This is a genomic window from Nocardia barduliensis, from assembly GCF_013315795.1.
In the GTDB taxonomy this organism is placed as follows: Bacteria; Actinomycetota; Actinomycetes; order Mycobacteriales; family Mycobacteriaceae; genus Nocardia; species Nocardia barduliensis.
In genome coordinates, this window is the sequence record NZ_JABLTE010000062.1 from 22,225 (window position 1) to 48,009 (window position 25,785).

Annotated in this window: 26 protein-coding genes; 13 read left to right on the forward strand and 13 right to left on the reverse strand. The window is 69.7% G+C overall.

Annotated features, from left to right (window positions below):
* Positions 1-36: 36 nt before the first annotated feature.
* A complete protein-coding gene (locus tag HOV91_RS24325) occupies positions 37-411 on the reverse strand; it encodes a winged helix-turn-helix transcriptional regulator (protein WP_174187712.1) in 375 nt (124 codons plus the stop codon).
* Positions 412-480: 69 nt separating this feature from the next.
* Here HOV91_RS24325 and HOV91_RS24330 point away from each other — a divergent pair, with 69 nt between their 5' ends.
* Positions 481-1,128, forward strand: coding sequence for a nitroreductase family protein (locus HOV91_RS24330; protein ID WP_174187713.1), 648 nt, complete (start codon positions 481-483; stop codon positions 1,126-1,128).
* Between the two features lie 50 nt (positions 1,129-1,178).
* On the opposite strand, the gene HOV91_RS24335 is transcribed toward HOV91_RS24330, so the two are convergent.
* Both HOV91_RS24335 and HOV91_RS24340 read right to left on the reverse strand, forming a co-directional pair.
* Positions 1,179-1,424 carry a DUF3017 domain-containing protein gene (locus HOV91_RS24335; RefSeq protein WP_051174893.1) on the reverse strand — a complete coding sequence of 82 codons (246 nt, stop codon included), beginning with the start codon at positions 1,422-1,424 and terminating at the stop codon, positions 1,179-1,181.
* Positions 1,425-1,554: 130 nt separating this feature from the next.
* Positions 1,555-1,932, reverse strand: coding sequence for a hypothetical protein (locus HOV91_RS24340; protein WP_174187714.1), 378 nt, complete (start codon positions 1,930-1,932; stop codon positions 1,555-1,557).
* Between the two features lie 177 nt (positions 1,933-2,109).
* On the opposite strand from HOV91_RS24340, the gene HOV91_RS24345 reads away from it, so the two are divergent.
* The 6 genes from HOV91_RS24345 (at position 2,110) to HOV91_RS24370 (ending at position 5,997) form a co-directional block, all read left to right on the forward strand.
* Complete coding sequence (locus HOV91_RS24345) at positions 2,110-2,484, forward strand: hypothetical protein (protein WP_217441091.1); 375 nt, start codon at positions 2,110-2,112, stop codon at positions 2,482-2,484.
* Positions 2,465-2,986, forward strand: coding sequence for a DUF6879 family protein (locus HOV91_RS24350; protein WP_312884751.1), 522 nt, complete (start codon positions 2,465-2,467; stop codon positions 2,984-2,986). Before HOV91_RS24345 ends, HOV91_RS24350 begins: the two co-directional genes overlap by 20 nt.
* Positions 2,983-3,822, forward strand: coding sequence for a helix-turn-helix domain-containing protein (locus HOV91_RS24355; RefSeq protein WP_174187715.1), 840 nt, complete (start codon positions 2,983-2,985; stop codon positions 3,820-3,822). The genes HOV91_RS24350 and HOV91_RS24355 overlap by 4 nt, the downstream gene beginning before the upstream one ends.
* A 208-nt stretch (positions 3,823-4,030) precedes the next feature.
* Complete coding sequence (locus HOV91_RS24360) at positions 4,031-4,933, forward strand: NAD(P)-dependent oxidoreductase (protein ID WP_174187716.1); 903 nt, start codon at positions 4,031-4,033, stop codon at positions 4,931-4,933.
* 105 nt (positions 4,934-5,038) lie between these two features.
* Positions 5,039-5,476 (forward strand): hypothetical protein, encoded by a 438-nt coding sequence (locus tag HOV91_RS24365; protein ID WP_174187717.1) that lies wholly within the window; start codon positions 5,039-5,041, stop codon positions 5,474-5,476.
* 56 nt (positions 5,477-5,532) lie between these two features.
* On the forward strand, positions 5,533-5,997 hold the full coding sequence (locus HOV91_RS24370) for a tRNA (cytidine(34)-2'-O)-methyltransferase (RefSeq protein ID WP_174187718.1): 465 nt from the start codon (positions 5,533-5,535) through the stop codon (positions 5,995-5,997).
* Between the two features lie 42 nt (positions 5,998-6,039).
* Here HOV91_RS24370 and HOV91_RS24375 read toward each other — a convergent pair whose 3' ends face one another.
* From HOV91_RS24375 to HOV91_RS24390, 4 genes are all read right to left on the reverse strand, one after another.
* Positions 6,040-6,273, reverse strand: coding sequence for a DUF167 domain-containing protein (locus HOV91_RS24375; protein ID WP_174187719.1), 234 nt, complete (start codon positions 6,271-6,273; stop codon positions 6,040-6,042).
* Positions 6,230-7,228, reverse strand: coding sequence for a DUF4349 domain-containing protein (locus HOV91_RS24380; protein ID WP_174187720.1), 999 nt, complete (start codon positions 7,226-7,228; stop codon positions 6,230-6,232). Before HOV91_RS24380 ends, HOV91_RS24375 begins: the two co-directional genes overlap by 44 nt.
* An 87-nt stretch (positions 7,229-7,315) precedes the next feature.
* On the reverse strand, positions 7,316-10,675 hold the full coding sequence (locus tag HOV91_RS24385; RefSeq protein WP_312884752.1) for an error-prone DNA polymerase: 3,360 nt from the start codon (positions 10,673-10,675) through the stop codon (positions 7,316-7,318).
* A gap of 54 nt (positions 10,676-10,729) precedes the next feature.
* Positions 10,730-11,185 (reverse strand): hypothetical protein, encoded by a 456-nt coding sequence (locus tag HOV91_RS24390; protein WP_174187721.1) that lies wholly within the window; start codon positions 11,183-11,185, stop codon positions 10,730-10,732.
* Positions 11,186-11,405: 220 nt separating this feature from the next.
* Here HOV91_RS24390 and HOV91_RS24395 point away from each other — a divergent pair, with 220 nt between their 5' ends.
* Positions 11,406-12,368, forward strand: a complete 963-nt coding sequence (locus tag HOV91_RS24395) for an SDR family NAD(P)-dependent oxidoreductase (protein ID WP_174187722.1) — start codon at positions 11,406-11,408, stop codon at positions 12,366-12,368.
* An 81-nt stretch (positions 12,369-12,449) separates the two neighbouring features.
* On the opposite strand, the gene HOV91_RS24400 is transcribed toward HOV91_RS24395, so the two are convergent.
* On the reverse strand, positions 12,450-13,205 hold the full coding sequence (locus HOV91_RS24400; protein WP_312884753.1) for an alpha/beta fold hydrolase: 756 nt from the start codon (positions 13,203-13,205) through the stop codon (positions 12,450-12,452).
* Between the two features lie 174 nt (positions 13,206-13,379).
* On the opposite strand from HOV91_RS24400, the gene HOV91_RS24405 reads away from it, so the two are divergent.
* Complete coding sequence (locus HOV91_RS24405; RefSeq protein ID WP_174187723.1) at positions 13,380-14,078, forward strand: class I SAM-dependent DNA methyltransferase; 699 nt, start codon at positions 13,380-13,382, stop codon at positions 14,076-14,078.
* 170 nt (positions 14,079-14,248) lie between these two features.
* Here the strand turns inward: HOV91_RS24405 and HOV91_RS24410 are convergent, their stop codons facing one another.
* Both HOV91_RS24410 and imuA' read right to left on the reverse strand, forming a co-directional pair.
* Positions 14,249-15,763: a DNA polymerase Y family protein gene (locus HOV91_RS24410; RefSeq protein ID WP_246350684.1), complete on the reverse strand. Its 1,515-nt coding sequence runs from the start codon at positions 15,761-15,763 to the stop codon at positions 14,249-14,251.
* A 400-nt stretch (positions 15,764-16,163) separates the two neighbouring features.
* Positions 16,164-16,952, reverse strand: a complete 789-nt coding sequence (gene imuA', locus HOV91_RS24415; RefSeq protein WP_438822690.1) for a DnaE2-dependent mutagenesis accessory factor ImuA' — start codon at positions 16,950-16,952, stop codon at positions 16,164-16,166.
* A gap of 382 nt (positions 16,953-17,334) precedes the next feature.
* Here imuA' and HOV91_RS24420 point away from each other — a divergent pair, with 382 nt between their 5' ends.
* Positions 17,335-18,456 (forward strand): serine/threonine-protein kinase, encoded by a 1,122-nt coding sequence (locus HOV91_RS24420; protein ID WP_174187725.1) that lies wholly within the window; start codon positions 17,335-17,337, stop codon positions 18,454-18,456.
* A 28-nt stretch (positions 18,457-18,484) separates the two neighbouring features.
* Here the strand turns inward: HOV91_RS24420 and HOV91_RS24425 are convergent, their stop codons facing one another.
* Together HOV91_RS24425 and HOV91_RS24430 are read right to left on the reverse strand one after the other, a co-directional pair.
* Positions 18,485-19,120, reverse strand: a complete 636-nt coding sequence (locus HOV91_RS24425) for a response regulator (RefSeq protein WP_174187740.1) — start codon at positions 19,118-19,120, stop codon at positions 18,485-18,487.
* 128 nt (positions 19,121-19,248) lie between these two features.
* Positions 19,249-20,568: a PspC domain-containing protein gene (locus HOV91_RS24430; RefSeq protein WP_174187726.1), complete on the reverse strand. Its 1,320-nt coding sequence runs from the start codon at positions 20,566-20,568 to the stop codon at positions 19,249-19,251.
* A 222-nt stretch (positions 20,569-20,790) separates the two neighbouring features.
* Between HOV91_RS24430 and HOV91_RS24435 the strand changes: the two genes are divergently transcribed.
* Positions 20,791-22,527, forward strand: coding sequence for a PspC domain-containing protein (locus HOV91_RS24435; RefSeq protein ID WP_438822691.1), 1,737 nt, complete (start codon positions 20,791-20,793; stop codon positions 22,525-22,527).
* Complete coding sequence (locus HOV91_RS24440) at positions 22,520-22,738, forward strand: hypothetical protein (protein WP_174187728.1); 219 nt, start codon at positions 22,520-22,522, stop codon at positions 22,736-22,738. The genes HOV91_RS24435 and HOV91_RS24440 overlap by 8 nt, the downstream gene beginning before the upstream one ends.
* Before the next feature lie 306 nt (positions 22,739-23,044).
* Here the strand turns inward: HOV91_RS24440 and guaA are convergent, their stop codons facing one another.
* Positions 23,045-24,619: a glutamine-hydrolyzing GMP synthase gene (guaA, locus tag HOV91_RS24445; RefSeq protein ID WP_174187729.1), complete on the reverse strand. Its 1,575-nt coding sequence runs from the start codon at positions 24,617-24,619 to the stop codon at positions 23,045-23,047.
* A 119-nt stretch (positions 24,620-24,738) separates the two neighbouring features.
* On the opposite strand from guaA, the gene HOV91_RS24450 reads away from it, so the two are divergent.
* A complete protein-coding gene (locus HOV91_RS24450) occupies positions 24,739-25,539 on the forward strand; it encodes an alpha/beta fold hydrolase (RefSeq protein WP_174187730.1) in 801 nt (266 codons plus the stop codon).
* Positions 25,540-25,785: the final 246 nt, after the last annotated feature.

Sequence of the window (25,785 nt, forward strand, 5' to 3'; positions counted from 1 at the left end):
CTTCCCGCCGTAGACCTGGCTCGCAGCGTCGACTGGTCACCGCGCCGCTCGTCGCGCCGCTTCGATCCGGTTGATGTTGCTTTCGATCCAGTCCCGCAGCGCCGCGATCGGTGTGCGCAGGCTGTGACCGAGTTCGGTGAGGGTGTAGTCGACCCGGGGTGGAATGGTCGGATGCACTGTGCGCGTGACGAATCCGTCCGCCTCCAGCAGCCGCAGGGTTTGCGTCAGCATCTTCTGGGAGATGCCCTCGATGCGGTTGCGGAGATCGGTGTAGCGCATGGTGCCGTCCGCGAGTGCGTCGATGATCAGCACTGTCCACTTGCCCGCGATGTGGTCGAGAACCTCCCGGGTGGGGCACTTCGCGGAGTACACGTCGGCGGGTAGACCGGAACCATCCAAGTACGTGGGCACCTTTCGGAGTGTAGCGCACTAATAAGTGCCTTCTTCCTATCAGGGCGTGACTCTCCGATAGTAAGAATCATGGAAGCGCAGACACTTTCGGTCGCCGAAGCCATTCGAACCCGCCGCACGGTCCGCCACTACCGGGCCGATCCGGTGCCGCCGGAGCTGATCGAAGAACTCCTCGAACTGACCATGCAGGCGCCGAGCGCCTGGAATATGCAGGACCGATCGGTCGTCGTGGTGACCGGTGAAGCCGGTCGCCGCGCACTGCACGAAGCGGCGTTCGGCCAGCCTCAGCCGCTCGAGGCGCCGGTGGTGCTGGTTTTCCTCGCCGATGTCGACGCATGGCGGGCGGGCAACGCCGATATCGCCGAACTCGCCGGCCGCAGCGGCGCGTGGAACGCCGACTTCACGGCCATGTTCGACGCGCGCGCCGAGTACCACGCGCTCGAGCGGCGCGGGCTGCTGCGCGAGAACGCGGTGAAGAACGCGATGATCGCGGCCACCTACGCGATGCTGGCGGCCACCGGACTCGGCCTGGCCTCGGCGCCGATGAACGGGTGGGACGCCGACCTGGTCAAGCAGGCCGTCGGGGTCGGCGACCGGGACGATCTCGCCGTCGCGGTGCTGGTCGCCATCGGCTACAGCGACGTCCTCCCGCCGCATCCCGGGCGGCGTCCGACCGAGCGAACAGTTTTCGCCGAGCGATACGCCGCCGCACGCTGAGCACGAGGGCGGCCCGGCACGGCCGGGTCGCCCATCGAATCGCCGAGCGGTCAGCCGACGCCGAGGGTGTTGATCGTGGCCGCGAGGAACAGGATGCTCGAGCCGAGCAGAGTCAGCGCGCCGACGTCGAAGGGTTTGCTGCGCACCGCGAGCAACCCGACCCGCGCGGTCGGCAGGCACAGCCGGAATGCCGCCGCCAACAGCGTCGCACCGCCGAAGAAGAAAGCCCCGCGCCGCCACCGGTCGGACGCGACGAACACCACCGCCACCACGATGACGAGCGTCACCACGACCATCGGCAGATGGCAGCGCAGAAATTGCGCCCCCAGACTGCGGCGCCCGGCGATCGGCGTGTCGGCATCGGTCACGCCCCGATTCTTGCAGACCGATCCGCGCCCGGTCCGCCGGGAGGTTGATTGCGCTCGCTCACCTGCCCAGAGACCTCAGCCATGCGTCGTGCTCAGCCGGTGAGAACCTCCGGCCCTCGGCGCACCCGGGCGCCCAGCGCGCGTAAGTCCGCTCTGGATTCACCGTGACCACGTCGACGACCTGCACCAACGCGGGCGGCACCTCCCCACCGAAGTGCCGGACACCGGGAACGATCACGGCATCGACGTCCACTCGGCGAACGACGTTCATCAGCCGACTCAGCGGGCTGTCGGTCTCCGGGCCGAACGCCACCGTCTTCGCGAGTTCGTAGCCGAGACGCTGCGCGAGACTGCGGAGTTGGATCTCATCCCAGGTCTGCGAGACGCCGGATACATCTCGGCGCAGATACCCGATCGCTGGCGGCCGTGGCCTCATTCGTCCACTCCATCCGTCGTGGTTGGCAGGCACCCGGCACCGAGGAGAGTTCACCCGATGCCGCGTGCCGGAATGGACGGTAGAGAGCCGTTGCACATAGACACCAGGTGTTTGCACAACTGTGCTCGAAATCCACTATCAGCCAACAAAACCGGCTCGAGAGGAGGATCATCTACGTTGCACAGGAAAACTCGTGCTCAGTATTCGACAGGGGGAAAGAACGTGCGCCTACAGTTCCTCGGCAAAGGCGGTTCGGATGTCGGCGGGTGCCCGACGCTGTACACCACCGACCGAGACACGTATCTCGTCCAGGGATGGGAGACAACCTCGCCCGAGACCATCGAAATCCCGCACTTGCTCACGGGTTTCGCTCGAGCCGATACGTTCATCGGGGCAACGATGACGGACACCGGCCGGGGTACCTTCACCCTTTCCGGCCGGCCGATCACCGAACCTGACACGCTGGCTCAACTAGACCTCGCGGCCAACGAGACAGCCATCGAAGTTCCGAAGATCAGGAGGACGTTCTACGGTGCTCTACCTCCAGCATGAGCCACCGGATTGGGTGGCCCTGTTTCGTGCTTGCGAAGCTGAGGCTTTCCATTTGGAAGTGAGGGACGCCTACGCTGTGCCCGCGGAGTCCGATCGGTTTCGGCGCTTCCTCGCCGGAGAGCCCGCCTTGCCGGACCAACACAAGAGCCGATGGAACGATCTGGTCGAGGAAACGACCCGTCGGGGAGTGACCGTGAGCCGGGTCCGCGTTGTGACGGTGCCACACACCGACTATCACCGCTGGCTGTTGTCGGTCACCGATACCAACACAGCAGCCGGTGAAGATATCCGGTACGTACCCCGGCATCTCGCCGGTGAAGTGCCACCCGATGATTGGTGGCTGATCGACAACGAGCGAGTTGTCTACAACTTGGTCAATGAGAGCGGGAAGCCATCGGGACTGGCGGTGACCACCGATCCGAGGATCGTCGGCTATTGCCGGAGCGTGAAGCAGCGACTATGGGACCTGTCGACCCCGTACGCGGAGTACGCCAACCAGTGACCAACGTTCACGATGCGCGGGAAGCTCTCGGAGCACAACTCCGGGAGCTTCGCCGCACCGCTGGACTCACCAATCGGAAGCTCGCCCAGTTGTCCGGCTGGCACGAGTCCAAGGTGTCCAAGATCGAATACGGCCGGATCAAACCGTCCGATGACGACCTACGCGCCTACTGCAGGCACGCCGATCGAAGTGACCTGCTCGCTGATCTGCTGGCCACGCTGCACAATATCGACGCGGCATACCTCGAATGGCGGAGAGTCCTCGGTACCGGACTGAAGCGTCGGCAACAGAAGTCGCTCGAACTCGAAGCCGGAGCGACCTTCATCCGCGACTATCAACCCCAGATCATCCCCGGCCTACTTCAAACCGCCGAGTATGCCGAAGCCAAGCTGAGGCGGGGTATCGAGTTCCACCAGGTACCCGACGACGTGGACGACGCCGTGTCCAAGCGGATGGAGCGGCAACGCGTGCTCTACCAGCGTGACCACCGGTTCCACTTCCTCATCGCCGAGCAGGCCCTTTACACGACCGTCGGCACCGACGGCGTCATGATCGGCCAGCTCGACCGGCTGGCGTCGATCCTCGGTATGCCCCGTGTCACGCTCGGCATCGTTCCGGCCATGGCCGAGGCGCTGGTGGTGTCCACCAACTTCGCCATGTTCGATAACCGGCTTGTCATGGTGGAAGGAACAGCCGCAGAGTTGACCATCAACCAGCCGCGAGAGATAGCGACCTACGGCCGGGCGTTCAACACGCTTGCCGGGCAGTCCGTCACTGGCGAAGCCGTGCGGAAGCTGATCAGGACAGCGCTCGACCGGCGGCAAGCTCCGAGATGACGTCGTCTATCAGCAGCGGCGGCACGTGACTGCTGCCGATTGCGACTCCAGTCACAAAACTACGATGCCGCTTCCCGCAGCCTGCGCACTTACCTGAACGTTCGGAACTGCTCCCGAAAGTGCGTACTTGTCGTTGTCGCTGGATGGGCAAACACTCGATCCTGTCACGAGGTAGTGCGCTTTACGGGCACAGCGCGATTGGAGTCGCATGAACGATCAGAGAACCGCGGTGACCGTGCTCGGCACAGGTTCGATGGGTTACGCCCTCGCAGCGGCCTTTCTCGCAGCGGGGTATTCGACCACCGTGTGGAATCGCAGCCCGCAGCGGGCGGCTCCCCTGGTGGCCGCGGGCGCGCACCAACAGCTCGCCGTCGCCGATGCCGTCACCGCCGGCCCGCTGATCATCACCTGCCTGACCACGTTCCGAGCGACCCGCGACAGTCTGACCGCTGCTGAGACCGAGCTGAACGGGCGAACCCTCGTCACTCTCAACAGCGGCACCCCGGCCGACGCTCGGGACTTCGCGCGGTGGGCGACCGATCGGGGAGCGCGTTTCCTCGGTGGCGCGATCAAGAACGTACCTTCGGCCGTCGGAAAACCGGACACGCTGCTGTACTTCGGCGGCGAACCGGACGTATTCGAGGAGCACAGGGAAACACTGCGAGTACTCGGCGGTGACCTCGTCCATCTGGGCGCCGAACCCGACCTCGCCGCTCTCTACGAATCCGCCGTCGGCGCCACACTGCTGCCCACACTGCTCGGATTCTTCGAAGGCGCCGCGATACTGTCCGGGCGCGGTCTGGCAGCACGCACAATGGTGCCGTATTCGATTAAATGGCTACAGATGATCGAGTCACTGCTACCGGTCATGGCCGACGAGATCGACAATCGGGACTACACCCGGCTCGGCTCGTCGATCGCCCTGTTCCACACCACGATCGGTGACGATGAGCGACTCGGCGCGGAGTCGGGCGTCGATATGTCCTGGCATGCTCCGATGCACGACCTGCTGCACCGAGCGGTAGCCGAGGGCCGGGGCGAGCAGAGCATCACAGCGCTGATCCAGCTGTTGGCACCCGACCACGGGCCGATCGGTACCCGCGGAACCTGACATTCGCTCCCGGCCTGTGGGTACCACTTATGTCTGGACCAAAAGCATTGTTGTCCAACTATTTCCGCACCCCTGGGAACAGGGGCGCGCTCGGAGGCTGACAACATGTCGATCATGATCGCTCGACGACTCCCCCTTCTCGCCGTCACCGCCCTTCCGGCGCTGGCGATGGCGCTCGGCTCCGGCGCCACCGCTACCGCGACGCCCCCGCTGTCGCCGCCGGTGCTCGAGGAAGTCTTCTCGGTGCCCGGAACCGTGTCGGCGAAATTCCACAACCCGAACGCCGAGGGTGTGTGCTGGGTGTACAACGACGACACCGGCGAGATCTTCGGCGGCAACAACCCCACGTCGTTCGCCATCGCGAACGGCAAGATGGTCCAGACGTCCCTCGGCAACGGTTCCCTGCCCGCCGGACAGATGCGCGTTCGTGGCGCATGCGCCTGGGAGCGCCCCCCCGGCGATCCCCGCGACGGCTACACCGCGGTGACCGACATCGTCACCGTCGACGTGATCGGCAAGCCGAGCACGGGCAGCTTCGGCTGAGCCCGGCCGGGGAGTCCCGGCGACCCGGCGGTGGCGACGCCTGATTGACTGGGGCGGTGTTCCATCTGATGTTCCACGAGCCGTGCATTCCGCCGAATACCGGCAACGCGATTCGGTTGGTCGCGGGGACCGGGTGTCATCTGCATCTGATCGAGCCGTTGGGGTTCGAGCTGTCGGAGCCGAAGTTGCGCAGGGCCGGGTTGGACTATCACGATCTGGCGTCGGTGACGGTGCACGCGGATCTGGCGGCGGCGTGGGAGGCGTTGCGCCCGGAGCGGGTTTTCGCGTTCACCACGCAGGCCACCACTCGGTTCACGGACGTGGCCTACCGGGAGAACGATGTGCTGCTGTTCGGCACCGAACCCACCGGACTGCCCGCGGAGGTGCTGGCGGACCCGCACATCACCGACCGGTTGCGCATCCCGATGGTGCCCGGCCGCCGCTCCATGAACCTCTCCAACGCGGCGGCGGTGACCGTGTACGAAGCGTGGCGTCAGCTCGGCTTTCCCGGCGGCGTCTGAACACTCCGCCGGCGGGATCCCGAGGCGGCCGCACGTTCGACGTCAGCGCGGGTCGATCTCGAACCGTTTGAAACGGGAGGTCGCGCCCGCCGTCAGCCGGACGGCGGACTTGGCGACTCCGTAGTGTTCGGCGAGCAACTCGATGGCCGCCTTGTTGGCCTTGCCCTCGACGGCGGGAGCCCGCACGTACAGGTGCAGGCTGCCGTCGTCGAGGGTTTCCACCAGCGGGCCCTTACGGCTGTTCGGCTTGATCACCGCCCTTACCACCGTCGGCACTCTTGCCTCCTGTGCTGGTTTCCGCGCCGTCCGAGGCGCTGCTCACGGGCTCCGCGGGAGCCGCTGCCGATTCTCCCGCACCCGGCGCGCGCTTCCCGCGGCGCCGCACCAGCCGGACGATGCCCCACAGCACGGCGGCCGCCACCGCGAGGAAGGCGAGCCAGGGAATAGCCTTGCCGCTGAACACGACCGCGTCCTGCAACCAGTCCACCAGCGAGTTCCAGCCGGAGACGATGCCGTCCCAGAAGCTGTCCGGGTCGTCGTCGGACTTCTTCTCGTCGGTGGTGATCTCGATGGTCAGCGTGGACAGGGCGACCTGGTCGTCGAGCCGTCGCTTCTGCGCGGTGAGGCTGTCCAGCTCGCCCTGGCGGCTGGACAGCGCCTGCTCGGCGGTGATCAGATCGGAGGTGGTGGTGGCGCCCGCGATGAGCGCGCGCAGCCGCTCGACCGAGGCTTGCAGCGCCTTGATCCGCGCGTCCAGGTCCTCCCACTGCATGGTGACGTCGTCGCGGTTGGTGGTGACCCGGGTGACCTGGCCGATCCCGTCGAGGTCGGCGATGAACGCGTCGGTCTTGTCCGCGGGCAGCCGGACGATGAGGGTGGCGCTGGGCTCGCTGTCGTCGGTGCCGGGCTGCTCGGTGCGGCTGTCGACCCGGCCGCCTGCCGCGCGCACCCGCTCGATGATCGTGCCCGCCGCCGCGACCGGCGCGTCGGCGGTGATCTCGACGCTGCCGGTGACCACCTCCTTGCGGGCGACCATCGGTTCGCCGCCGGAGCCGTTGTCCCGCTTCGGCGGCGCCAGCTCGTGGACCCCCGGCGGCACGAGCGCGGGGGCGGCGGGGCCGGTGACCGCCGACGACGTCCGGTCCCGCGCGGGCTTCGCGTCATCGGCCCCGCAGCCGGCGAGCAGAATCAACCCCAGCACGCCGACACACAGCACAGCAAGCTTCCTCATGCCTGGCACAGTAGCCGTTTACGCTGCGCGGACAGCCTCGCATAACCGTTCTCTAGAACGCTTCTAACACTTCTTTAAAGCAGCGGCTCAACGGAAGTCGCGCGACTTGGACGCCATCCGCAGATCCATCCGCTGCAGATGTTCGGCGACCACGCTGACCACGCCCTCGGCATTCTGCACCCGGCCGCGGATGAGCAGGGCCGCGGCGCCCTGAGCGAGGCGCCGGTAGCGCCGCCACAGCCCCAGCGAGCAGACGATGTTCACCATGCCGGTCTCGTCCTCCAGGTTGAGGAAGGTGACGCCCTCCGCCGTGGCGGGGCGCTGCCGGTGCGTCACCGCGCCGCCCACCAGGACGCGGGAGCCGTCGGGCACGTCGAGCAGACTCGCGGCCGGTATGACGCCGAGGGCGTCCAGGCGCGGGCGCAGGAACTCCGTCGGATAGCTGTCCGGCGAGACGCCCGTGGCCCACACGTCGGCGGCGGCCGTCTCCAGATCGCTCATCCCGGGCAGGGTGGGCGCGGTGGTGGCCGCGCCGGTACCGGGCAGCCGGTCCGGACGCTCGCCCGCGGCGGCGCCCGCCGCCCAGAGCGCTTCGCGGCGGCTGACGCCGAGGCTGCCGAGCGCGCCCGCCGTGGCGAGGGATTCCGCTTGGGCGACGGTGAGTTCCACCCGCCCGGTCAGGTCGAGGAAGGACGTGTAGGGCCGCTCGCCCCTGGCGGCGACGATGCGTTCGGCGAGGTCGTCGCCGATCTGCCGGACCGAGGCGAGCCCGAGGCGCACCTCGCTGCCCTCCGCCTCCAGGGTGGCTTCGGCACGGCTGGCGTTGACGTCGGGGCCGTGCACCGCGACCCCGTGCCTGCGCGCGTCGGCGACCAGCGACTGCGGCGAGTAGAAACCCATCGGCTGGGCGCGCAGCAGGCCCGCGCAGAACGCGGCGGGATGATGCAGTTTGAACCAGGCCGAGTAGTACACGATCGCGGCGAAACTCTGCGAATGACTCTCCGGGAACCCGAAATTCGCGAAGGCGTAGAGCTTCTCGTAGATGCGGTCGGCGATTTCACCGGTGATCCCGTGCAGCTCGCGCATGCCCTGGTAGAGCCGTGACTTGAGGCGTTCCATGCGCTCCGGTGACCGCTTGGAACCCATGGCGCGGCGCAGCTGATCGGCCTCGACGGCGGTGAATCCGGCGACGTCGACGGCCATCTGCATGAGCTGTTCCTGGAACAGCGGCACGCCGAGCGTGCGTTCCAGCGAATTCTTCAGCGCCGGATGGTCGTAGACGACGTCCTCCACACCGTTGCGCCTGCGGATGTAGGGATGCACCGACCCGCCCTGGATCGGACCGGGGCGGATCAGCGCCACCTCCACCACCAGGTCGTAGAAGCTGCGCGGACGCAACCGGGGCAGGGTGGCCATCTGCGCGCGCGACTCGACCTGGAAGACGCCCACCGAGTCGGCGCGCGAGAGCATCTCGTAGACCTCGGGTTCGGCCAGGTCGAGCGAGTGCAGCTCGACGGTCTCGCCTTTGTGCTCGCGCACCAGGTCGATCATGTAGTGCAGTGCGGAGAGCATGCCGAGGCCGAGCATGTCGAACTTCACCAGATCGACGGCGGCGCAATCGTCCTTGTCCCACTGCAGTACGCTGCGGCCGGACATGCGCGCCCACTCCACCGGGCAGACGTCGGCGATCGGCCGGTCGCAGATCACCATGCCGCCGGAGTGGATGCCCAGGTGCCTGGGCAGGCCCTCGATGTCGGCGGCCAGTTCCAGCACCTCGGCGGGGATGTCGGTGTTCGTCTCGGCGCCGACGCCGGTCCAGCGGCTCACCTGTTTGCTCCACGCGTCCTGCTGGCCGGGCGAGAACCCCAGCGCCCGTGCGGCATCGCGCACCGCGGACTTGCCGCGATAGGTGATCACATTGGCCACCTGCGCGGCGTACTCGCGGCCGTACTTGCGGTAGACGTGCTGGATCGCCTCTTCGCGACGGTCGGATTCGATGTCGACATCGATGTCCGGCGGACCGTCGCGCTCCGGGGAGAGGAAACGTTCGAACAGCAGTTGGTTGCGCACCGGATCGACATTGGTGATGCCGATCGCGTAGCAGACCGCGGAGTTGGCCGCCGAACCCCGGCCCTGGCAGAGGATGTCGTTGTCCTTGCAGAAGCTGACGATGTCGTGCACCACCAGGAAGTAGCCGGGGAACTCCAAGTCGTTGATCACCGCGAGTTCGTGCTCGATCTGCCGGTAGGCTTCCGGGCTCTGCGCGGGCGAGCCGTAGCGCGACGCGGCGCCGGTGAGGGTGAGTTCACGCAGCCAGGACTGCTCGTCGTGCCCGGCGGGCACGTCGAACGGCGGCAGGTGGGGGGCGATCAGCCGCAGATCGAAGGCGCATTCGCCGGCCAGGGCCGCCGCGTTCGCCACCGCCTGCGGGCAGTCGGCGAACAACCGCGCCATTTCCGCCCCGGATCGCAGGTGCGCGCCGCCCGCGGGGGCCAGCCAGCCCGCCATCTCGTCCAGGCTCTGCCTGGCCCGGATCGCCGCGAGCGCCATGGCTCGGCGGCGCTGGCTCGGTGCGGCGAAGTGCGCTCCGGTGGTGGCGAGCACGGGCAGGCCGAGACGCTCGGCCAAGGCGATGAGGTGAGCGTTGCGCTCGTCGTCCTCCGGGATGCCGTGGTGGGTGAGTTCCACGCTCACCCGGTCCCCGCCGAAGCGGTCGGTCAGCTCGCGCAGCGCGGCCTCCGCCCGCTCCAGCCGGGTGCTTCCCGTGCGCAGGTCGAGTTCGAGGGCTCGGCGCAGGTGTCCCTTCCGGCATCCGGTGAGGATCTGCCAGTGCCCTTCGGCCGCCGCGGTGAGCGTGTCGAGATCGTAGCGCAGAACGCCTTTCTCGCCCGCGGCCATGTGCGCCGCGGCGATCTCGCGCGACAGCCTGCGGTAGCCCTCCTGGCCGCGGGCCAGCACCAGCAGGTGTGGACCGGCCGGGTCCGGCGCTCCGGTGCGCGGCGCGGAGTCGGGGGCGGCGGCGTGCCCGCGTCCGGTGCCGGGAACGCGCGGCTCGGGCGCCGTGCCGAGGGACAGTTCGGCGCCGAAGACGGTGGGCATCCCCCATTCCTTGGCCGCCTCGGCGAAGCGGACGGTGCCGTAGAAGCCGTCGTGGTCGGTGAGCGCGATCGCCGCCAAGCCGAGCCGCACCGCCTCCTCCACCAGCTCCTCCGGATGGCTGGCGCCGTCCAGGAAGCTGTAGGCCGAGTGCGCGTGCAGCTCGGCGTACGGGACCGACGGCGCGTCCGCGCGGCGCACCGGCTCGGGCCGGTACGGCTCGCGTTTGCGCGACCACGCGGGGCTGTCGCCGCCGTCGCCCGGATACTCCGCGTCGGGGTTGCGCCCGGCCCGGCCGGACAGCACCCGCTCCATCTCCGCCCAGCTGGGCGGACCGTCGTCCCAGCCCACCACACACCTCCTTTTCTCGAACATACATTCGAAGACAGGGGATGTACAGGCAGGTCAGGATGCCTGGAGCCGTTCGACGGACCCGGCGGCAAGCGCGTCCTCGACGCCACGCAGACGGGCCCGGATGAGCGCGCCATAGGCGTCGGAGGCCAGGACGTCGAGATGCCCACGAGCGATGGCCAATTGCATCTTGGCCACTTCGAACTCACCGACCCGGCGATGACTGTCGGCCAGGTTCAGATAGAGCGACGGCAGGAATCCACGCAGACCTTCGTCCAGCGGCACGCCGGGCCCGAACACCGCGGCCAGCGCGCGCTGATCCCAGCGCAGCGCCTCGGCGGCCTCCTCCTGGAGGTCGGCGAGATGATGGGCGACCACGCAGCGATGCAGCGCTTCGCCGTGATCGCCGAGTTCGTCCCAAAGCTTCTCCAACGCCCGTCGCCCCGCCGCGGGGTCGAGGCCACCGAGCCGCACCGCGGCAAACACCTCCGCCATCCGATCGTCCGACATGCGCTGAAGTATCGCACATATGTTCGAACGTTTCGAGCGTTGTTCGATGCGTTTCCCGCCCCCCGAAACCCCGACGCCCGTGCGGTCTCGAACGCGCCCGCCACACCGGGCGACGCGCCGCGACAGCCGAAGCGGACCCCCACGGCTGTGACCAGGACCACTTGGCAGTTAACTTACTTCAGAGTAAGTTCTTGGCCACCAGACCTGCAAAGGAGCAGTGATGACCGACGCAGCCGCTGTGCCCGCCCGGCGCCGCAACCGTGACCTCACCGGACGGCATGTCCTCATCACCGGAGCGTCCTCCGGCATCGGCCGGGCGGCGGCGGTGGCCGTCGCGGGCAAGGGCGCCAGCGTGTTCCTGCTCGCACGCCGGGGCGACGAACTCGCCTCGGTCGTCGACGAGATCAGGGCCGCGGGCGGCTCGGCCCATGGATACGCCTGCGACATCACCGACTCCGGCTCCGTCGACCACGTCGTCGAGACCATCCTGGACGAGCACGGCCACGTGGACATGCTGGTGAACAACGCGGGCCGCTCGATCCGCCGCGCCATCCACCGCTCCACCGACCGGCTGCACGACTTCGAACGCACCATGGCCGTCAACTACTTCGGCGCGCTGCGGCTGACGCTGGCCCTGCTGCCGCAGATGCGGGAACGCAGATTCGGGCACATCGTGAACATCAGCAGCGCGGGCGTGCAGATGGCCACGCCGCGCTTCTCGGCGTATCTGGCCAGCAAGGCGGCGCTGGACAAGTTCACCGAGGTGGCGGCCGTGGAGACCCTGGCGGACGGGGTCACGTTCACCACCATCCACCTGCCGCTGGTGCGCACGCCGATGATCGCCCCGAGCGGCGATCAGGGCCCGGCCGAGTCTCCCGAGTGGGCGGCGGCGACCATCGTGCGCGCGCTGATCGAACGGCCCAAACGCATCGACGTCCCGCTGGGCACCATCGCCGAGTACGGCGCCCTGCTCACCCCGAAGATCCGCGACCGCGTCCTGCACCGCTACTACCGCTCCCTGCCCGACTCCCCAGCGGCCAAGGGCGAGCAGAGCGCACCCGGCGACGAAACGGCCGAACCCGCTGATGTGCTTCCTCCGCGACGGCCCCGATCGGCCGCGCGGCGGGTCACGGGCACGGCCTTGCGGCGCGCTGCCCGATGGGTGCCCGGCACGCACTGGTGAGCCGGTGGTTTCGTACCGAGAAACCAGGACGAGCGCGTAACCCGCGCGTTCGGCGCCGGCTCAGGACGCCGCGCGCCCCCGTCAGCCCGCCAGGAACGGCCGGACAGTCGCGGCGAACTCCCGGTACCGGTCGCGATGGATGCTGTGGCCGCAGGTGAACGTGGTCACCGTGCAGTCGGGCAGCCGGGCCTGCAAGACGGCGAGCTTGTCCGGATCCACCATGCCGCCCGGCCCGCCGCACAACACCAGGGTGGGCGCGGTGATGTCGGAGAGCCGATCCCACCACTCCGGGTTCGGCTTGCGGAACTGCTCCAGCGCCGTCTTCGTCATGGAGCGATCGAAGGCGAGCACCGCGCGCGGGTGCCGGACCAGGCTGGATGTGGCGTGCCACAGTTCGGGCGCGGTGGGAAAGCGGCGGGTCAGGCGCAATTCCTCGGCGCCGGATTGCAGCGGGAGCGGGCACTCCTCGATGACCAGCCTGCGCGCCAGTTCCGGCCGCTCCTGCGCCACGCGCGACACCGCGTAGCCGCCGAGCGAATGCCCGACCAGGTCCACCGCGGGCAGCTCCAGCTGATCGCAGAGGCGCAGCAGATCGTCGCCGAAGTCGTCGAAGAGATAGGAATCGGCGTGTGAGCTACGGCCGTGCCCGCGAAGGTCGGGGATGATCACCCGACGCCCGGATTGCACCAGGACACGCGCGAACCGGTCCCAGGTGTGCCCGTCGCCGCCCATGCCGTGCACCAGCATCACGGGGATGTCGCTGACCGCGCCCACCCCCGAATCCCGATAGGCGATCCGCACGTCGCCGAATGCCACTTGGCCCACCGTCAGATCCACGACGAACGAGGATACCGGCCGTTATGCACGCGGCCTGCGCGGTGTAGCACGGATCACCCACCCAAGCACGTTTACCGGAGCATCGGACGTCGCGAACTTTCCGGCGCACAACGGTGTTTCGAGCAACTCGATAATTGCCTGGCGCGGGAGTGCGCACGGCACGATACTCGCCGCATGCCTTCCTTCGCCGATTTCGACCGCCGCGACTACCGCACCGTCGACGTCGCCACAGGCTACGACGGGTGGGCGCCCACTTACGAGCAGACCGTCTTGGACGAGATGGATCTCGCGCTGCTCGGACGATTGAACCTGGACCTGAGCCGAGTGCGGCGCGCGGCCGACCTCGGCTGCGGCACCGGGCGAACCGGAACATGGCTGCGGGACAAGGGAATCCCGCACCTCGACGGGGTCGACGTGAGCCGAGGGATGCTGGCGTTGGCGGCCGCGCGCGGCGCCCACACCACGCTGACCCAGGCGGACGTGCGGGCCACCGGCCTGCCGGAAGGCGCCTACGACTTGGTGATCGCGTCGCTGATCGATGAGCACCTACCGGAATTGGCGCCGTTCTACGCCGAGGCGTGGCGCCTGGCCGCGCCGGGCGCGCGCTGCGTACTGGTCAGCTACCACCCGCAATTCATCATGGTGTCCGGAATGCCGACGCACTACACCGACCCCTCCGGCGAACCGGTGGCCATCAGCACCCACTTGCATCTGATCAGCGAGCACCTGTCGGCCGGTTTGGCCGCCGGATGGGTCCTCACCGAGGTCGCCGAGGCGCTGGTGGACGACAAGTTCCTGGCCCGGAAGCCGAAATGGGCCGCCCTGCGCGGACATCCGTTCACCTTGGCGACGGTGTGGTCACGCCCGGACTGAACCGGCGCGGATCACGACCGGGCCGTCACCTTGGCACGTCGACAGCGCGACAGGCGACAGCGCGACGGCTCGGCAGCACGGGCAGCGGATCGCCGGGCGGTACAGGTCACCGGATCGGACCGGGCTCGCTCCCAGAGGTTCGCAGTCGCATTCGGCGCGCGCTGGGACGGTCAGTCGTAAAGCCCTTCGGCGCGCCAGGTTTCGTCGTGATAGACCAGCAGCAGGACTTTGTCGGCGGCGGGGGCGTCGTCCAGTTGGACTTGAGCGCGGGCGGTGAATTCCGTGTCGGCCGAATCGGGCGCCCACCAGCGCTCGTCCACCGGCCACGGTCCCGCCCAGCCGGTCACCCGCCACTGTCTGCTTCCCCAGCGCAGCAGTGCGGGGTCGGCGTCGAACATGGCGCGATCGGTGACTTCGACGAGCGCGCCGTCGGCGGCTTCCAGCCGCACCGGCGGACGGTTCAGCAGGAGCACGGCGGGGGCGGGCTCGGGCAGCCGGCCCGGCCAAGGCTGCGCGGGGTCGGCCGCGGGCACGAGTTCGTCACCCAGCGCGACCATGGTGACGCGTTCGGCGGGGCCGCGTCCGCCGCTGAGCACGCCGACCCGCACCGCTGCCCCGCCGAGCAACCCTTGCACCCGGATCAGCGCGCGGCGGGCGCGCTCGTCCTCTTCCCCGGCCCCGCCCCACAGCCCGAGTTGCAGCGCGCCCGCGGTGACCACCTCGACAGGTTCCAGCCGCAGCACGGTGATCGGCGCGGTGGGCCGCGCGCCGTCCCGCCGGGTGAGCCAGCCGTCCAGTTGCCAGCGCACCCGGTCCGCCGTGCCCTCCGGGGTGAGCGGCTCCGCGCATCGCCAGATTCGCGAGAGATCCTCTCCCGCCGCGGTTTCCGCGTGCACCGACAGCCTCGTGCAGGCCAGCCCGGCATCCGCGAGCGCGCTGTGCAGCCGGGTGGCGAGCAGCCGCCCGGCGAAGGCGGCCGCATCGACCCGCTCGATCGGCGGATCACAGCGGTACTCCACCACCAGATCCGGCGGGGGTTGCCGCGCGGACGGCGGACGCTCCGGCTCGGCCCTGGCACAGCGATGCGCCAGCACGGCGTCGGTCCCGAACCGGGAGGCGACCTCCGCCGCGGAGAGCGCGGCGAAATCACCGATCCGGCGCAAGCCCAAGCGGTGCAGCAGGTCGACCAGGTCGGCGCGTTCCGGGGCGGCCAGGCTCGGCTCGGCCGCGAGTTCCCGCACCGGCAGCGGTGCGAGAAATCCCGCTCCCGCACCCGCGGGCACGATCGCGGCGCGCCGGGCGGCGATCACCGCCGTTGACAGCTCGTCGGCGATCCCGACCTGCGCTTCCGCCCCGGCCGCGGCCACCGCGTCGACCAGGCGCTCGGCCGCCGCCTCCTCGGACCCGAAGAATCGCGCCGCACCGCGCGCGCCGAGCACGAGCAATCCGGGACGCAGCACCTCCACACCGGGCATCGTCGCGGCCACCGCCGCGACCACCGGTTCGAACAGCCGCGCGTCCCGATCCACGTCTTGTTGCGCGAGAAACAGCTCGGGGCAGCGTCCCTGCGCCTCTCTGCGCTTCAGGCCACGACGCACCCCTTCGGCGCGCGCGATCGCCGAACACGCCACCACCCGATTGGCGAACAGCACCGCCACCGGCCGCGTCGCGGGCAGCCCCGCCATCGCCGCCGCGGCGACCGCGGGCCAGTCCGGGCACCACAGCGCCAGTACCCGCCTCGACCCCGGCCGGTTCACGGCGACGCGCCACCTTCGTCCCCCGCAACCCGCGGTTGCCGAGGATCGAGTCCGCGCAGACGCACGCGCACGGCGAAAACCCTCATAGCGTGCGACAGGCCATCGCAGTGGCATACGAGACCCGCCCAGCAGCTCCGGCCAGGCTCCGCGCACCGGCCGCCGCCCGTTCGCGGCAGCGTTCCACGCCCGAGGCAGGCGTGGCCTGCGGAATCGAATCGCTCGATCGGCGCACCGGACCAGGCGCGCAGCGACCGGACACGACAGCGGTGCGCCTCGGCCATCGCTCGGATCGAGCCGCCGAGGCAAGCCGCTGCGCAGGCCGACGCGCTCACGACACCGCTTCCTGTGTGTCGACGGCTTCGGCGGCACGGGCCGCGTTTTCGCGCAGCACCCATTCCACGCGACCCGCATTCGGGCACAGATCCAGCCGTCCGCACCGCGGTGGCCCCGCCTTGCCGCGCACCTCGACCGTCAAGCCGAGCGAGCGCAAGCGTCCGCGCCCGCGGCCGAGACCGGTGTAACCCGCGACGCGGGCGTCGAGCTGGAGGGACGCACCGGGCCAGCGACCGTCGGCGACCACGAGGGTGGCGCCCTTGTTGCGCGCGCGGGCCGCGATCACCCGGCTGCGGGCGGGCGCGACGGTCCCGCCCCCGAGCCCGAGCACGACCAGATCGAGTCCGTCCAGCAGCACCGCGGCCACCTCCACCGGATCGGGGCCGGGATCGGCGATCACGGCCAGCCGCCGCAGTTGCGCCCCCATCTCCACCGCGGCCAGCAGACCGAGCCGGGGCATGCCGACCACCGCGGCATGCCCGCCGCTCTCGGTCACCGCGGCCAGCAGACCGGCCAGCAGCGACCTGGCGCCCGTGTACGCCACGACGGAACCCTTGACCAAGCCACCATCAGGCAACAGCGGAGCGAGCGCGGCGGGCACCGGCAACGCCGCGCTGCGCGACCCGCCGTCGAGCGGGACCCGCTGCGCCGAAGATTCACCGCGCCCCGGCACCGCTTCCATGCGTCTGCGCAGCTCAGCAAGCGTGGGAGCATTCTCCCGCCCGCCACCGCGCGGCAGCGCGCCCCGATTCACCCCTCCCTGCGATATCGCATCCGAACCCATCTCAACCACCCACTTCCCACGATGGACCCGAGGCGAAGCATGCGGAGCGGCCGGCCTGATTCGAGCGGCAGCACCGATTCAGCTATCGATTGATATCGAATATACGTTCGATACGGACTCAGTAGAAACCGACCCCCGGGTTTCGTCAAGGGTTCGAGCCTCGTGTCGCGGAGGCCGCTACTTCCCGCTCGCCGAGTGGCGTGATCGCGATGAGGCCGGCGTGCCCGACTCCGACGCCCGGCCCCGGTTCAGCGGTATGGTGAGTGGCACGCATCCGAACCGAGGGCCGAGGGCGGGCGCGGCGTACGATTCGTGCCCATGTCTCTCGCCTGCGCGAACACGAATCAGGCCAGCTAGCCTCATTTTCCGCTACCCTCGCACCGTGACCGAACGCGCTCGTCCCACTGTCGGCCCCCAGTACCTCGTCGCAGGCCGCTACCGTCTCCAATCGAAGCTGGGTGGCGGCGGCATGGGCGCGGTCTGGTTGGCGCACGACCGCCTGCTCGACCGGGACGTCGCGATCAAGCAGGTGCTCACCACCGCCGGGCTCGGCGAGGAGGAGGCCGAAGCGGTCCGCAACCAGATCATGCACGAGGGCCGGGTCGCCGCGAAGCTCTCGCACGACCACGCGATCGCCGTGTACGACGTGGTGCTCGAAGCCGGTGAGCCCTGGCTGGTGATGGAGCACCTACCCTCGCGCAGTGTCGCGAAGGCGCTCGCACTGGTCGACACGCTGCCGCCGATCGAGGTCGCGCAGATCGGCGCCCAGGTCGCCGACGCGCTGGCCGCCGCGCACGCGGTCGGCATCGTGCACCGGGACATCAAGCCCGGCAACATCCTCGTCGCCGATCGCGGCCCCGGCGTGGGCATGGCGAAGCTCAGCGACTTCGGCATCTCACGCGGTGCGGGCGAGATGTCCGACGAACCGGACGGCGTGATCACCGGCACCCCCTCCTACCTGCCCCCCGAGGTGGCGCGCGGAGCACAGCCGACCAAGGCCAGCGACGTGTTCTCCCTCGGCGCCACGCTCTACACCGCGATCGAAGGGCAGCCGCCGTTCGGTTTCGACGAGGACAGCGACGTCATCGTGCACCGCGCCGCGATGGCGCAGATCATCCCGCCGACCCGCAGCGGCGTGCTCACCCAGGCGCTGCTGCACATGATGGAACCCGCGCCGCAGCGGCGGCCGACCATGGCCGAGGCGCGGGACGAGATCCTCACCGCCGCATTCGGTCCCGGCACCGGACCGTACATTCTCGGCGCGCCCGTCCGCACCGAGGACGGGACCATCCCGGCCTGGGCCGCCCGCAATTCGGCGTCCGGGATCCGCAGCCCCCACTCCACGCCGCTGCCCCGCCCGCACCGCAACCTCGCCGGAGCGTCCGCGGCCGCTCCCGCGCAGCGCGCCAAGAACCCGCAGCCGAGCAACGCCCCCCTGGCCATCGCCGTGGGCCTGCTGATCGGCCTGATCATCATCATCGGGATCATCGTCGCCGTCCTCTGACGTCCGCGCCACGACGGTCCACGCGGCGTCAGTCGATGCGGCGGCGGTGGGCCCAGCGGGTCAGAGCGTTGCGATTGGACTGCTGAGTTTTGCGCAGCACGTTGGAGGCGTGCGTTTCCACGGTCTTGACCGAGATGAACAGGGATTCGGCTATCTCGCGGTAGGTATAGCCGCGGGCGAGCAGGCGCAGCACCTCCAGTTCGCGCGGGGTCAGCGAGTCCAGTTCGGGGTCCAGCGGCGGTTCGGGTACCGGTGACTTCCCGGTGAACGAGTCGAGGACGAAACCGGCCAGGCGCGGACTGAAGACCGCGTCGCCGCCCGCCACCCGGCGGATGCCGTCGGCCAGCTCGGTGCCCGAAATCGTCTTGGTCACATACCCTCTGGCCCCGGCCCGGATCACCGCGATCACGTCCTCGGCCGCGTCGGACACGCTCAGCGCCAGGCACACCGGCCCCGGCTCGATACCCGCCAGCACCGCGACCCCACCCCCGTCGGGCATGTGCACGTCGAGCAGCACGACGTCCGGACGCTCGGCGTTGATCCCCGCCACCGCCTCCGCCACCCCACCGGCCTCCCCGACCACCTCCATGTCCGCCTCCCGGCTCAGCTCAGCACGCACACCCGACCGGAAAACGGCGTGATCATCGACGAGAAAGACCCGCACGGCCACCTACTTCTCCTAACTGACCCTCGACCCCCAACCCGTACCACACCTGTCCCCCACGCGCTCCGCGCATACCGCATCCGCGCTGCGAACCGCGCGAACCCGCTTGGCCTCGGCGAGACCGACGGCTAGCGGGCGGCTCGAGCGGGCTCTTCGTCCGAGAGCGGGGAACCGGAGTCCGTGCGCGGCATGGTGATCCGGACCTCGGTGCCGCGGCCCGGCGTCGACACGATCTCCACCTGACCGCCGCGACGCTCGACCCGGCCACGGATGGATTTGGCCAAGCCGCGGCGGTCCTCCGGCACGGACGCGAGGTCGAAGCCCGAGCCGCGGTCGCGCACGAAGACGCTCACCTGGTGCGGTTCGGCCTCGGCGAACAGGTCGATCTCCGGAACACCCGCGTGCTTGGCGGCGTTGACCAGCGCTTCCCTGCTCGCACCGAGCAGCGCGGTGAAGTGTTCCTTCGGCAGACCCGATCCGGAGCCGTCGACGTCCATCGACACGTCACCGACGGTCACCGGCGTCACCTTCACGCCGTGCTGGTCCTCCACCTCGCCCGCGATGGTGCGCAGGGCCGCGGCCAGGCTCGACTGCGCGGGACCGGAATCCTCGAACAACCATTTCCGCAGTTCCCGTTCCTGGCTGCGGGCCAGCCGCAGCACCTCCTGCGGGTCGTCGGCCTGGCGCTGGATCAGGGCGAGGGTCTGGAGCACGGAATCGTGCAGGTGCGAGGCGATCTCCTCGCGTTCCTCGTTGCGGATGCGGGCGGCGCGCTCGGCGTTCAACGCGCGCATCATGCGCAGCCACAGCGGAACCGTCAGCACTCCGGCGCCGATCAGCGTGACCGCCACCGCGAGCAGTGCCGAGCCGAGCGAGCTGAGATCGATCCGCGCCAGCACCACCACGCCGAGACCCGCCACGATCAGCGTCGTCCCGGCGACGATGCGCGACCAGGTCACCACCGAAGGCCGCGCGGGCAGCCCGAGCAGCGAACGCGGCCCGTCGACGTCGTACTCCCGCCACACCAGCGCCGCGCCGACCGCCACCACGATGATCGGCGCGATCACCTTCGCCGCCGTCCCGCTGAACACCCACGACACGGCGACCGCGAGGCCCAGCCCGAGCATGGCCAGCCCGATCGCCTGCCGCCGCTCCGCACCGGAGGGTCTCACCTGGTCCGAGCCACCGGGCGTGAAGATCCACAGCAGCCCGTACGCCATGATGCCCGCCCCGGCCAGCGCGGACAGCAGCACGAACGCCATCCGCACCTTGAACACGTCGACGCCGAGGTGGTCGGCCACACCGCCCGCCACCCCGCCGACGATCCGGCCGCCGGAACGACGGACCATCCGCACCTGCGGCGGTCCGGGCAGCGGCACGGGCGCGGGACCCAGCCCGCGGGCAGCGTCGAACCCCCGAGTGTCGAACGCGGGAACAGACGGGTACATGTCTTCGATACTGGCACGGCCACGCAACCGCCAGCCATCGGTAATCACCCTGATCTTGCTGGCCCGCACCCGCCTCGACCAGGACCGCAACGATCACGCGCGGTACGGTCGCGCACATAGCCGAATGATTGCTACATCAGCGGATCGGTCCAAAGTGTTCAGGCTGTTTTTCAGGGTTCCCCCCGATGCGCCGATACGCGAATCGGGCACACCATGAGAAACATGACGAAAACGAGCTTCGGCGACCAGGTCCAGCAGATATGGCAGACCCGGCCGGTCCGATTGCCGCGGCAGGGCCCCGTCGCGGGCATCGCGGCCGGGTTCGCGCGGCGCTACGAGATCGATCCGGTGCTGGTGCGCGTCGCGTTCGTGGTCTCGACGATCTTCGGCGGCGCGGGCATCGTGCTGTATCTGCTGGCCTGGCTGCTGCTGAGCGCGGCGGGCGACCAGGCGTCCGCCGCCGAGTCGCTGGTCGGCAAGGGCCACAGCTCGCAGTCCCAGACCAAGACCATCGTGCTGATCGTCGCGCTGGCCATCGCGGTCAGCACGATGGGCCCGGTGGGCGTCGGCCTCGGCGGATCCGGCCTGATCAGCCTCGCGCTGATGCTGGCGGGCTGGTGGATGCTGCACCTGCGCACGCCCAACCCCCCGCCTGGCACCGCCGAAGCGTTCGGCGGATTCGTCCCCGACGGCGGGATCACCGCCACCGGATACCCCGGCGCGGTCTTCCCGCCGGGAGCGCCCCGCACCGTCGGCGACCTGTACGTGCCGCCGACCGCCGTGTACACGCCGTACACCAAGCTGCCGGATTCATATGTCCCGGAGACGCCGGTGTACCCCGCGAACGGCGATGCGGCAACGACCCCGTTGCACAAACCCGCCGCCGAGCAAGAGGCCGACCCCGCGACCGTGGTGCTGGACAAATCGGCGGCCACCCGCGCCGATGCCGGTTCGGGGCCCTCCACCGGCGAAAAAACCGGATCGAGCCAGGCCGGTCCGGCCCCATCGATCGCCGACCGAACCGGATCGGATACGGCCATCGGCCCGGTGGATCCCGCGCCCTCGGTCGGACGGAAGACCGAGGGCGACGTGGGCGAAACCGGCCCGACCTCGGCGGCCGGCGAGGACGCGGGCACGTCTGTCGCAGCGCCCCCCACGCCGAATACGCCGAGCAGCTCGAACGATGTCGAGTCGGTCAGATCCACGGCACGGCCCGAAAGTGCGGTGGCACTGGGCAAACGTGACCCGCACCGTGTCGTGGCCGCTCACCCGGCGATCATCGGCGGCCCGACCCCGCCGTCCTGGGACCCGCTCGGCGTCGCCCCGCTCGCTTGGGACCTCCCGGAACCTCCACCGGCCCGCACCGTCGTCGCCCCGCCGCAGAAGCGTCCGCGCTCGCGCCTGACGCCGGTGGTGCTCGGCTCGGCCATCCTGGCGGCAGCGGGCGCGGGTGCGGCCGCGGCCTCGGGCATGGAGTGGATGACGCCCGGCCGGATCGCCGCCGCGGCGCTGGCCGTGATCGGTCTGGGCCTGGTGCTCGGCGCGTTCCTGCGGCGCGGTTACGGCCTGCTGGTGCTCACCGCGCCACTCGCCGGGTTCGTGCTGCTCGCCTCCGCGGTCGGTCCGGTCGAGTTCGACCAAGCCGCGATGGGCGACCGAACCTGGGCGCCGGCCTCCGCCGCCGATCTGGCGTCGGACTACCAGGTGACCATGGGTTCCGGCACGCTGGACCTGCGCTCGGTGAAACTGACCGAGAACCGCACCGTCAACGTCGACGTCCGGATGGGCGAAGCCCACATCCTGCTGCCCGCGGACATGACCGTCCGCACCCACTGCACGGCGACCATGGCCGAGGCGCTGTGCGCCGAGGGGATCAGCGGTCCGAATACTCCCGGCGCGCCGGTGCTCGATCTCGACGTCGACGTCCGCGCCGGAAACGTGGAGGTGCGCCGTGGCTGAAACCGAGAAGAACGAGACGACCGAATCCCGCCGCGGCCCGGCCGCCTCGCTGCTCATCGCCGGTCTGCTGGCCCTAGCGGTCAGCGCGTGGGCCTTCGTCGGCCCCGCCTCCGTGCCCGCGGCCAGCATGATCCCGATCGGTTGGATCGTCGTGCTCGCCGCGATCGTCATCGGCATCGCGCTGGTGATATCCCCACGCAAACGACCCTGAAGACGCGGAACGGCCCGTCCATCCGGACGGGCCGTTGCCCGTACATCCCGAGTTGGGGCGCTGGAGATCAGCCGCCGCCCACAGGCCCCTCGCCGTAACGACAGGAGAATCCGAATGAACTCCGGCAAACCCACAGATCAAGCGCCTCCGACCGGGCGGACCACACCGCCGGATCCTCCGCCACGCCCCGGCACCGCCCACGGCACGCTTCTCGGCCACCTGATCCTGCACAGCGCCTTCCACCGCCCCCGCTGAACTCGGGCGAGTTGACGCGGCGCGGCTACCGTCCGCTGGGCGGCCGGGCGCTCACTCCCACTCGATGGTGCCCGGCGGCTTGCTGGTCACGTCCAGGACCACGCGGTTGACCTCCGCCACCTCGTTGGTGATGCGGGTGGAGATGCGTTCGAGCACCTCGTAGGGCAGCCGGGTCCAGTCGGCGGTCATGGCGTCCTCACTGGAGACCGGACGCAGCACGATCGGGTGGCCGTAGGTGCGGCCGTCGCCCTGCACGCCCACGCTGCGGACCTCCGCGAGCAGCACGACGGGGCACTGCCAGATCTGCCGGTCCAGACCCGCCGCGGTCAATTCCTCGCGGGCGATGGCGTCGGCCCGGCGCAGCGTCTCCAGCCGGTCCGCGGTGACCTCACCGACGATCCGGATGGCCAGGCCGGGCCCCGGGAACGGTTGACGGGCAACGATTTCCTCGGGCAGGCCGAGTTCGCGGCCCACCGCGCGGACCTCGTCCTTGAACAGCAGGCGCAGCGGTTCGACGAGCTCGAATTCCAGGTCGTCGGGCAGGCCGCCGACATTGTGGTGGCTCTTGATGTTCGCGGTGCCGGTGCCGCCGCCGGACTCCACGACATCCGGGTACAGCGTGCCCTGCACCAGGAATTCGACCTTCGGCGTAGCGCCGTCGGCGTCGCCGTGTTCGAGCACCACCTCGCCCACCGCGTCCTCGAAGGACCGGATGAACTCCCGCCCGATGATCTTGCGCTTCTCCTCGGGATCGGTCACGCCCTTCAGCTCACCGAGGAACTTGTCCACCGCGTCGACGGTCACCAGCTTGGCGCCGGTCGCGGCGACGAAATCCTGCTGCACCTGCTCGCGCTCCCCCGCCCTCAGCAGGCCGTGGTCGACGAACACGCAGGTCAGCCGGTCACCGATGGCGCGCTGCACCAGCGCGGCGGCCACCGCGCTGTCCACCCCGCCCGACAGTCCGCAGATCGCGTGCTTGTCACCGACCTGCTCACGCACCGAGGCGACCAGCGAATCCGCGATGTTCGCCGGGGTCCAGGTGGACGGAATGCCGGCGAGTTCGTGCAGGAAACGGCTCAGCACCTGCTGCCCGTGCGGAGAATGCAGCACCTCCGGGTGGTATTGCACACCGGCCAGGCGGCGCGCGCGGTGCTCGAACGCGGCGACCGGAGCGCCCGCGGTGGTGCCGGTGACTTCGAAGCCTTCCGGCGCGTCGGTGACCGCGTCACCGTGACTCATCCACACCGGCTGAATGGTGGGCAGGCCGCCGTGCAGCAAACCGCCATCGATGTTGAGCTCGGTACGCCCGTACTCGCGGGTGCCGGTGTGCGCGACCGTGCCGCCCAGCGCCTGGGCCATCGCCTGGAAGCCGTAGCAGATGCCGAAGACCGGCAGACCCAGGTCGAACAACCGCGGATCCAGCTGCGGCGCGCCCTCGGTGTACACGCTGGCCGGGCCGCCGGAGAGGATCACCGCGAGCGGCTGCTTGCCTGCGATCTCCTCCACCGTCGCGGTGTGTGGAACCACTTCGGAGTACACACTCGACTCGCGAACGCGCCGTGCGATCAGCTGGGCGTACTGTGCTCCGAAGTCGACGACGAGGACCGGTCTCTGGGTTTGTGCCACCCACCCAGTTTAGTGAGCGGCGAATCGAGCGAATCATCGGCACAGCGGCCCGGCGCGGGAGTCGAGCCGACCGCCCGAATCGTCCCGCGCGGCCCGGCTCGCTGGTTATCCTTCTGCTCGTGCCCTTCGCCCGCGCGATCGATGCCGACATCCATTACGAGGACAGCGGCGGGGACGGCCCGGTGGTACTGCTGGCGCACGAGTTCTTCATGGACCGCACCATGTTCGCCGCCCAAACGGCCGCGCTCGCACCGGAATTCCGGATCGTCTCCTGGGATGCCCGCGGCCACGGCCGCACCAGGGACGAGGGCCTACCCTTCACGTACTGGACCGCGGCCAGGGACGCGCTGACCGTGCTCGATCATCTCGGCGCCGAGCAGGCCGTCATCGGCGGCACCGCGCAGGGCGGCTTCACCGCGCTGCGCACCGCGTTGATCGCGCCGGAACGCGTCTCCGCGCTGATCCTGATCAGCACCGAGGCCCACGGCCCCACCCCGGAGCAGTCGACCGCCACGCAGAAGTTCCTCGAGCAGTGGTACGACGACGGCTCCCGCGAGCGAGCCGTGCACCAGCTGGCTTCCTGGCTGATCGGCGACGACGAGTGGTACCGCTCGATCTGGACCCAGCGCTGGCTGGTTCGCGACCGCCGCGGCATCGAGGTCGCGGCGGGCTGCCTGCTCAGCCGGGATTCGGTGCTGGATCGCCTGCGCGAGATCTCCTGTCCCGCTCTGGTGATCCACCCCACGCACAGCGGCATGGACCGCGAGCGCGCCCAGGAACTGGCCCACGGGCTGTCCGGCGCCACGTTCATCGAGATCGCGGACGCCCGACTGGCGGTGACGATGACCCACCCCGAGCCGGTGAACCACGCCATCCAGCAGTTCCTACGCGTCCGGGCGAAACCGACCCGCGTGCGCTGAACCCGCCCGATCCCATCCGCCGTGCGCACCGGCCGTGGGCCTCTGTCGTGCGCGAACGACACACCGACCCGCCCACGCGACCTCCCAACCACTCGCCGAGCACCGAGAAGCGAGTCTTGCGAGCGCCGTTCGCGGCCCGGCTCGCGTTCCAGCGGTCGAAGCGCATGCGCCGCAGGCGCGAGTCTCGACCGCTGGAACGCGAGCCATCAAGGGGCCGCGAACACGCAGCGCCGCAGGCGCTGCAAA

Bases quoted from the DNA above. Each gene is read 5' to 3' on its own strand.
- HOV91_RS24390 (WP_174187721.1), bottom strand. From the start codon at position 11,185: ATGTCGGACGATCGGATGGCGGAGGTGTTTGCCGCGGTGCGGCTCGGT.
- HOV91_RS24395 (WP_174187722.1), top strand. From the start codon at position 11,406: ATGACCGACGCAGCCGCTGTGCCCGCCCGGCGCCGCAACCGTGACCTC.
- HOV91_RS24435 (WP_438822691.1), top strand. From the start codon at position 20,791: ATGACGAAAACGAGCTTCGGCGACCAGGTCCAGCAGATATGGCAGACC.
- HOV91_RS24340 (WP_174187714.1), bottom strand. From the start codon at position 1,932: ATGAGGCCACGGCCGCCAGCGATCGGGTATCTGCGCCGAGATGTATCC.
- HOV91_RS24365 (WP_174187717.1), top strand. From the start codon at position 5,039: ATGTCGATCATGATCGCTCGACGACTCCCCCTTCTCGCCGTCACCGCC.
- HOV91_RS24380 (WP_174187720.1), bottom strand. From the start codon at position 7,228: ATGAGGAAGCTTGCTGTGCTGTGTGTCGGCGTGCTGGGGTTGATTCTG.
- HOV91_RS24335 (WP_051174893.1), bottom strand. From the start codon at position 1,424: ATGGTCGTGGTGACGCTCGTCATCGTGGTGGCGGTGGTGTTCGTCGCG.
- imuA' (WP_438822690.1), bottom strand. From the start codon at position 16,952: ATGGGTTCGGATGCGATATCGCAGGGAGGGGTGAATCGGGGCGCGCTG.
- HOV91_RS24330 (WP_174187713.1), top strand. From the start codon at position 481: ATGGAAGCGCAGACACTTTCGGTCGCCGAAGCCATTCGAACCCGCCGC.
- HOV91_RS24360 (WP_174187716.1), top strand. From the start codon at position 4,031: ATGAACGATCAGAGAACCGCGGTGACCGTGCTCGGCACAGGTTCGATG.
- HOV91_RS24410 (WP_246350684.1), bottom strand. From the start codon at position 15,763: ATGGCGGGGCTGCCCGCGACGCGGCCGGTGGCGGTGCTGTTCGCCAAT.
- HOV91_RS24430 (WP_174187726.1), bottom strand. From the start codon at position 20,568: ATGTACCCGTCTGTTCCCGCGTTCGACACTCGGGGGTTCGACGCTGCC.
- HOV91_RS24405 (WP_174187723.1), top strand. From the start codon at position 13,380: ATGCCTTCCTTCGCCGATTTCGACCGCCGCGACTACCGCACCGTCGAC.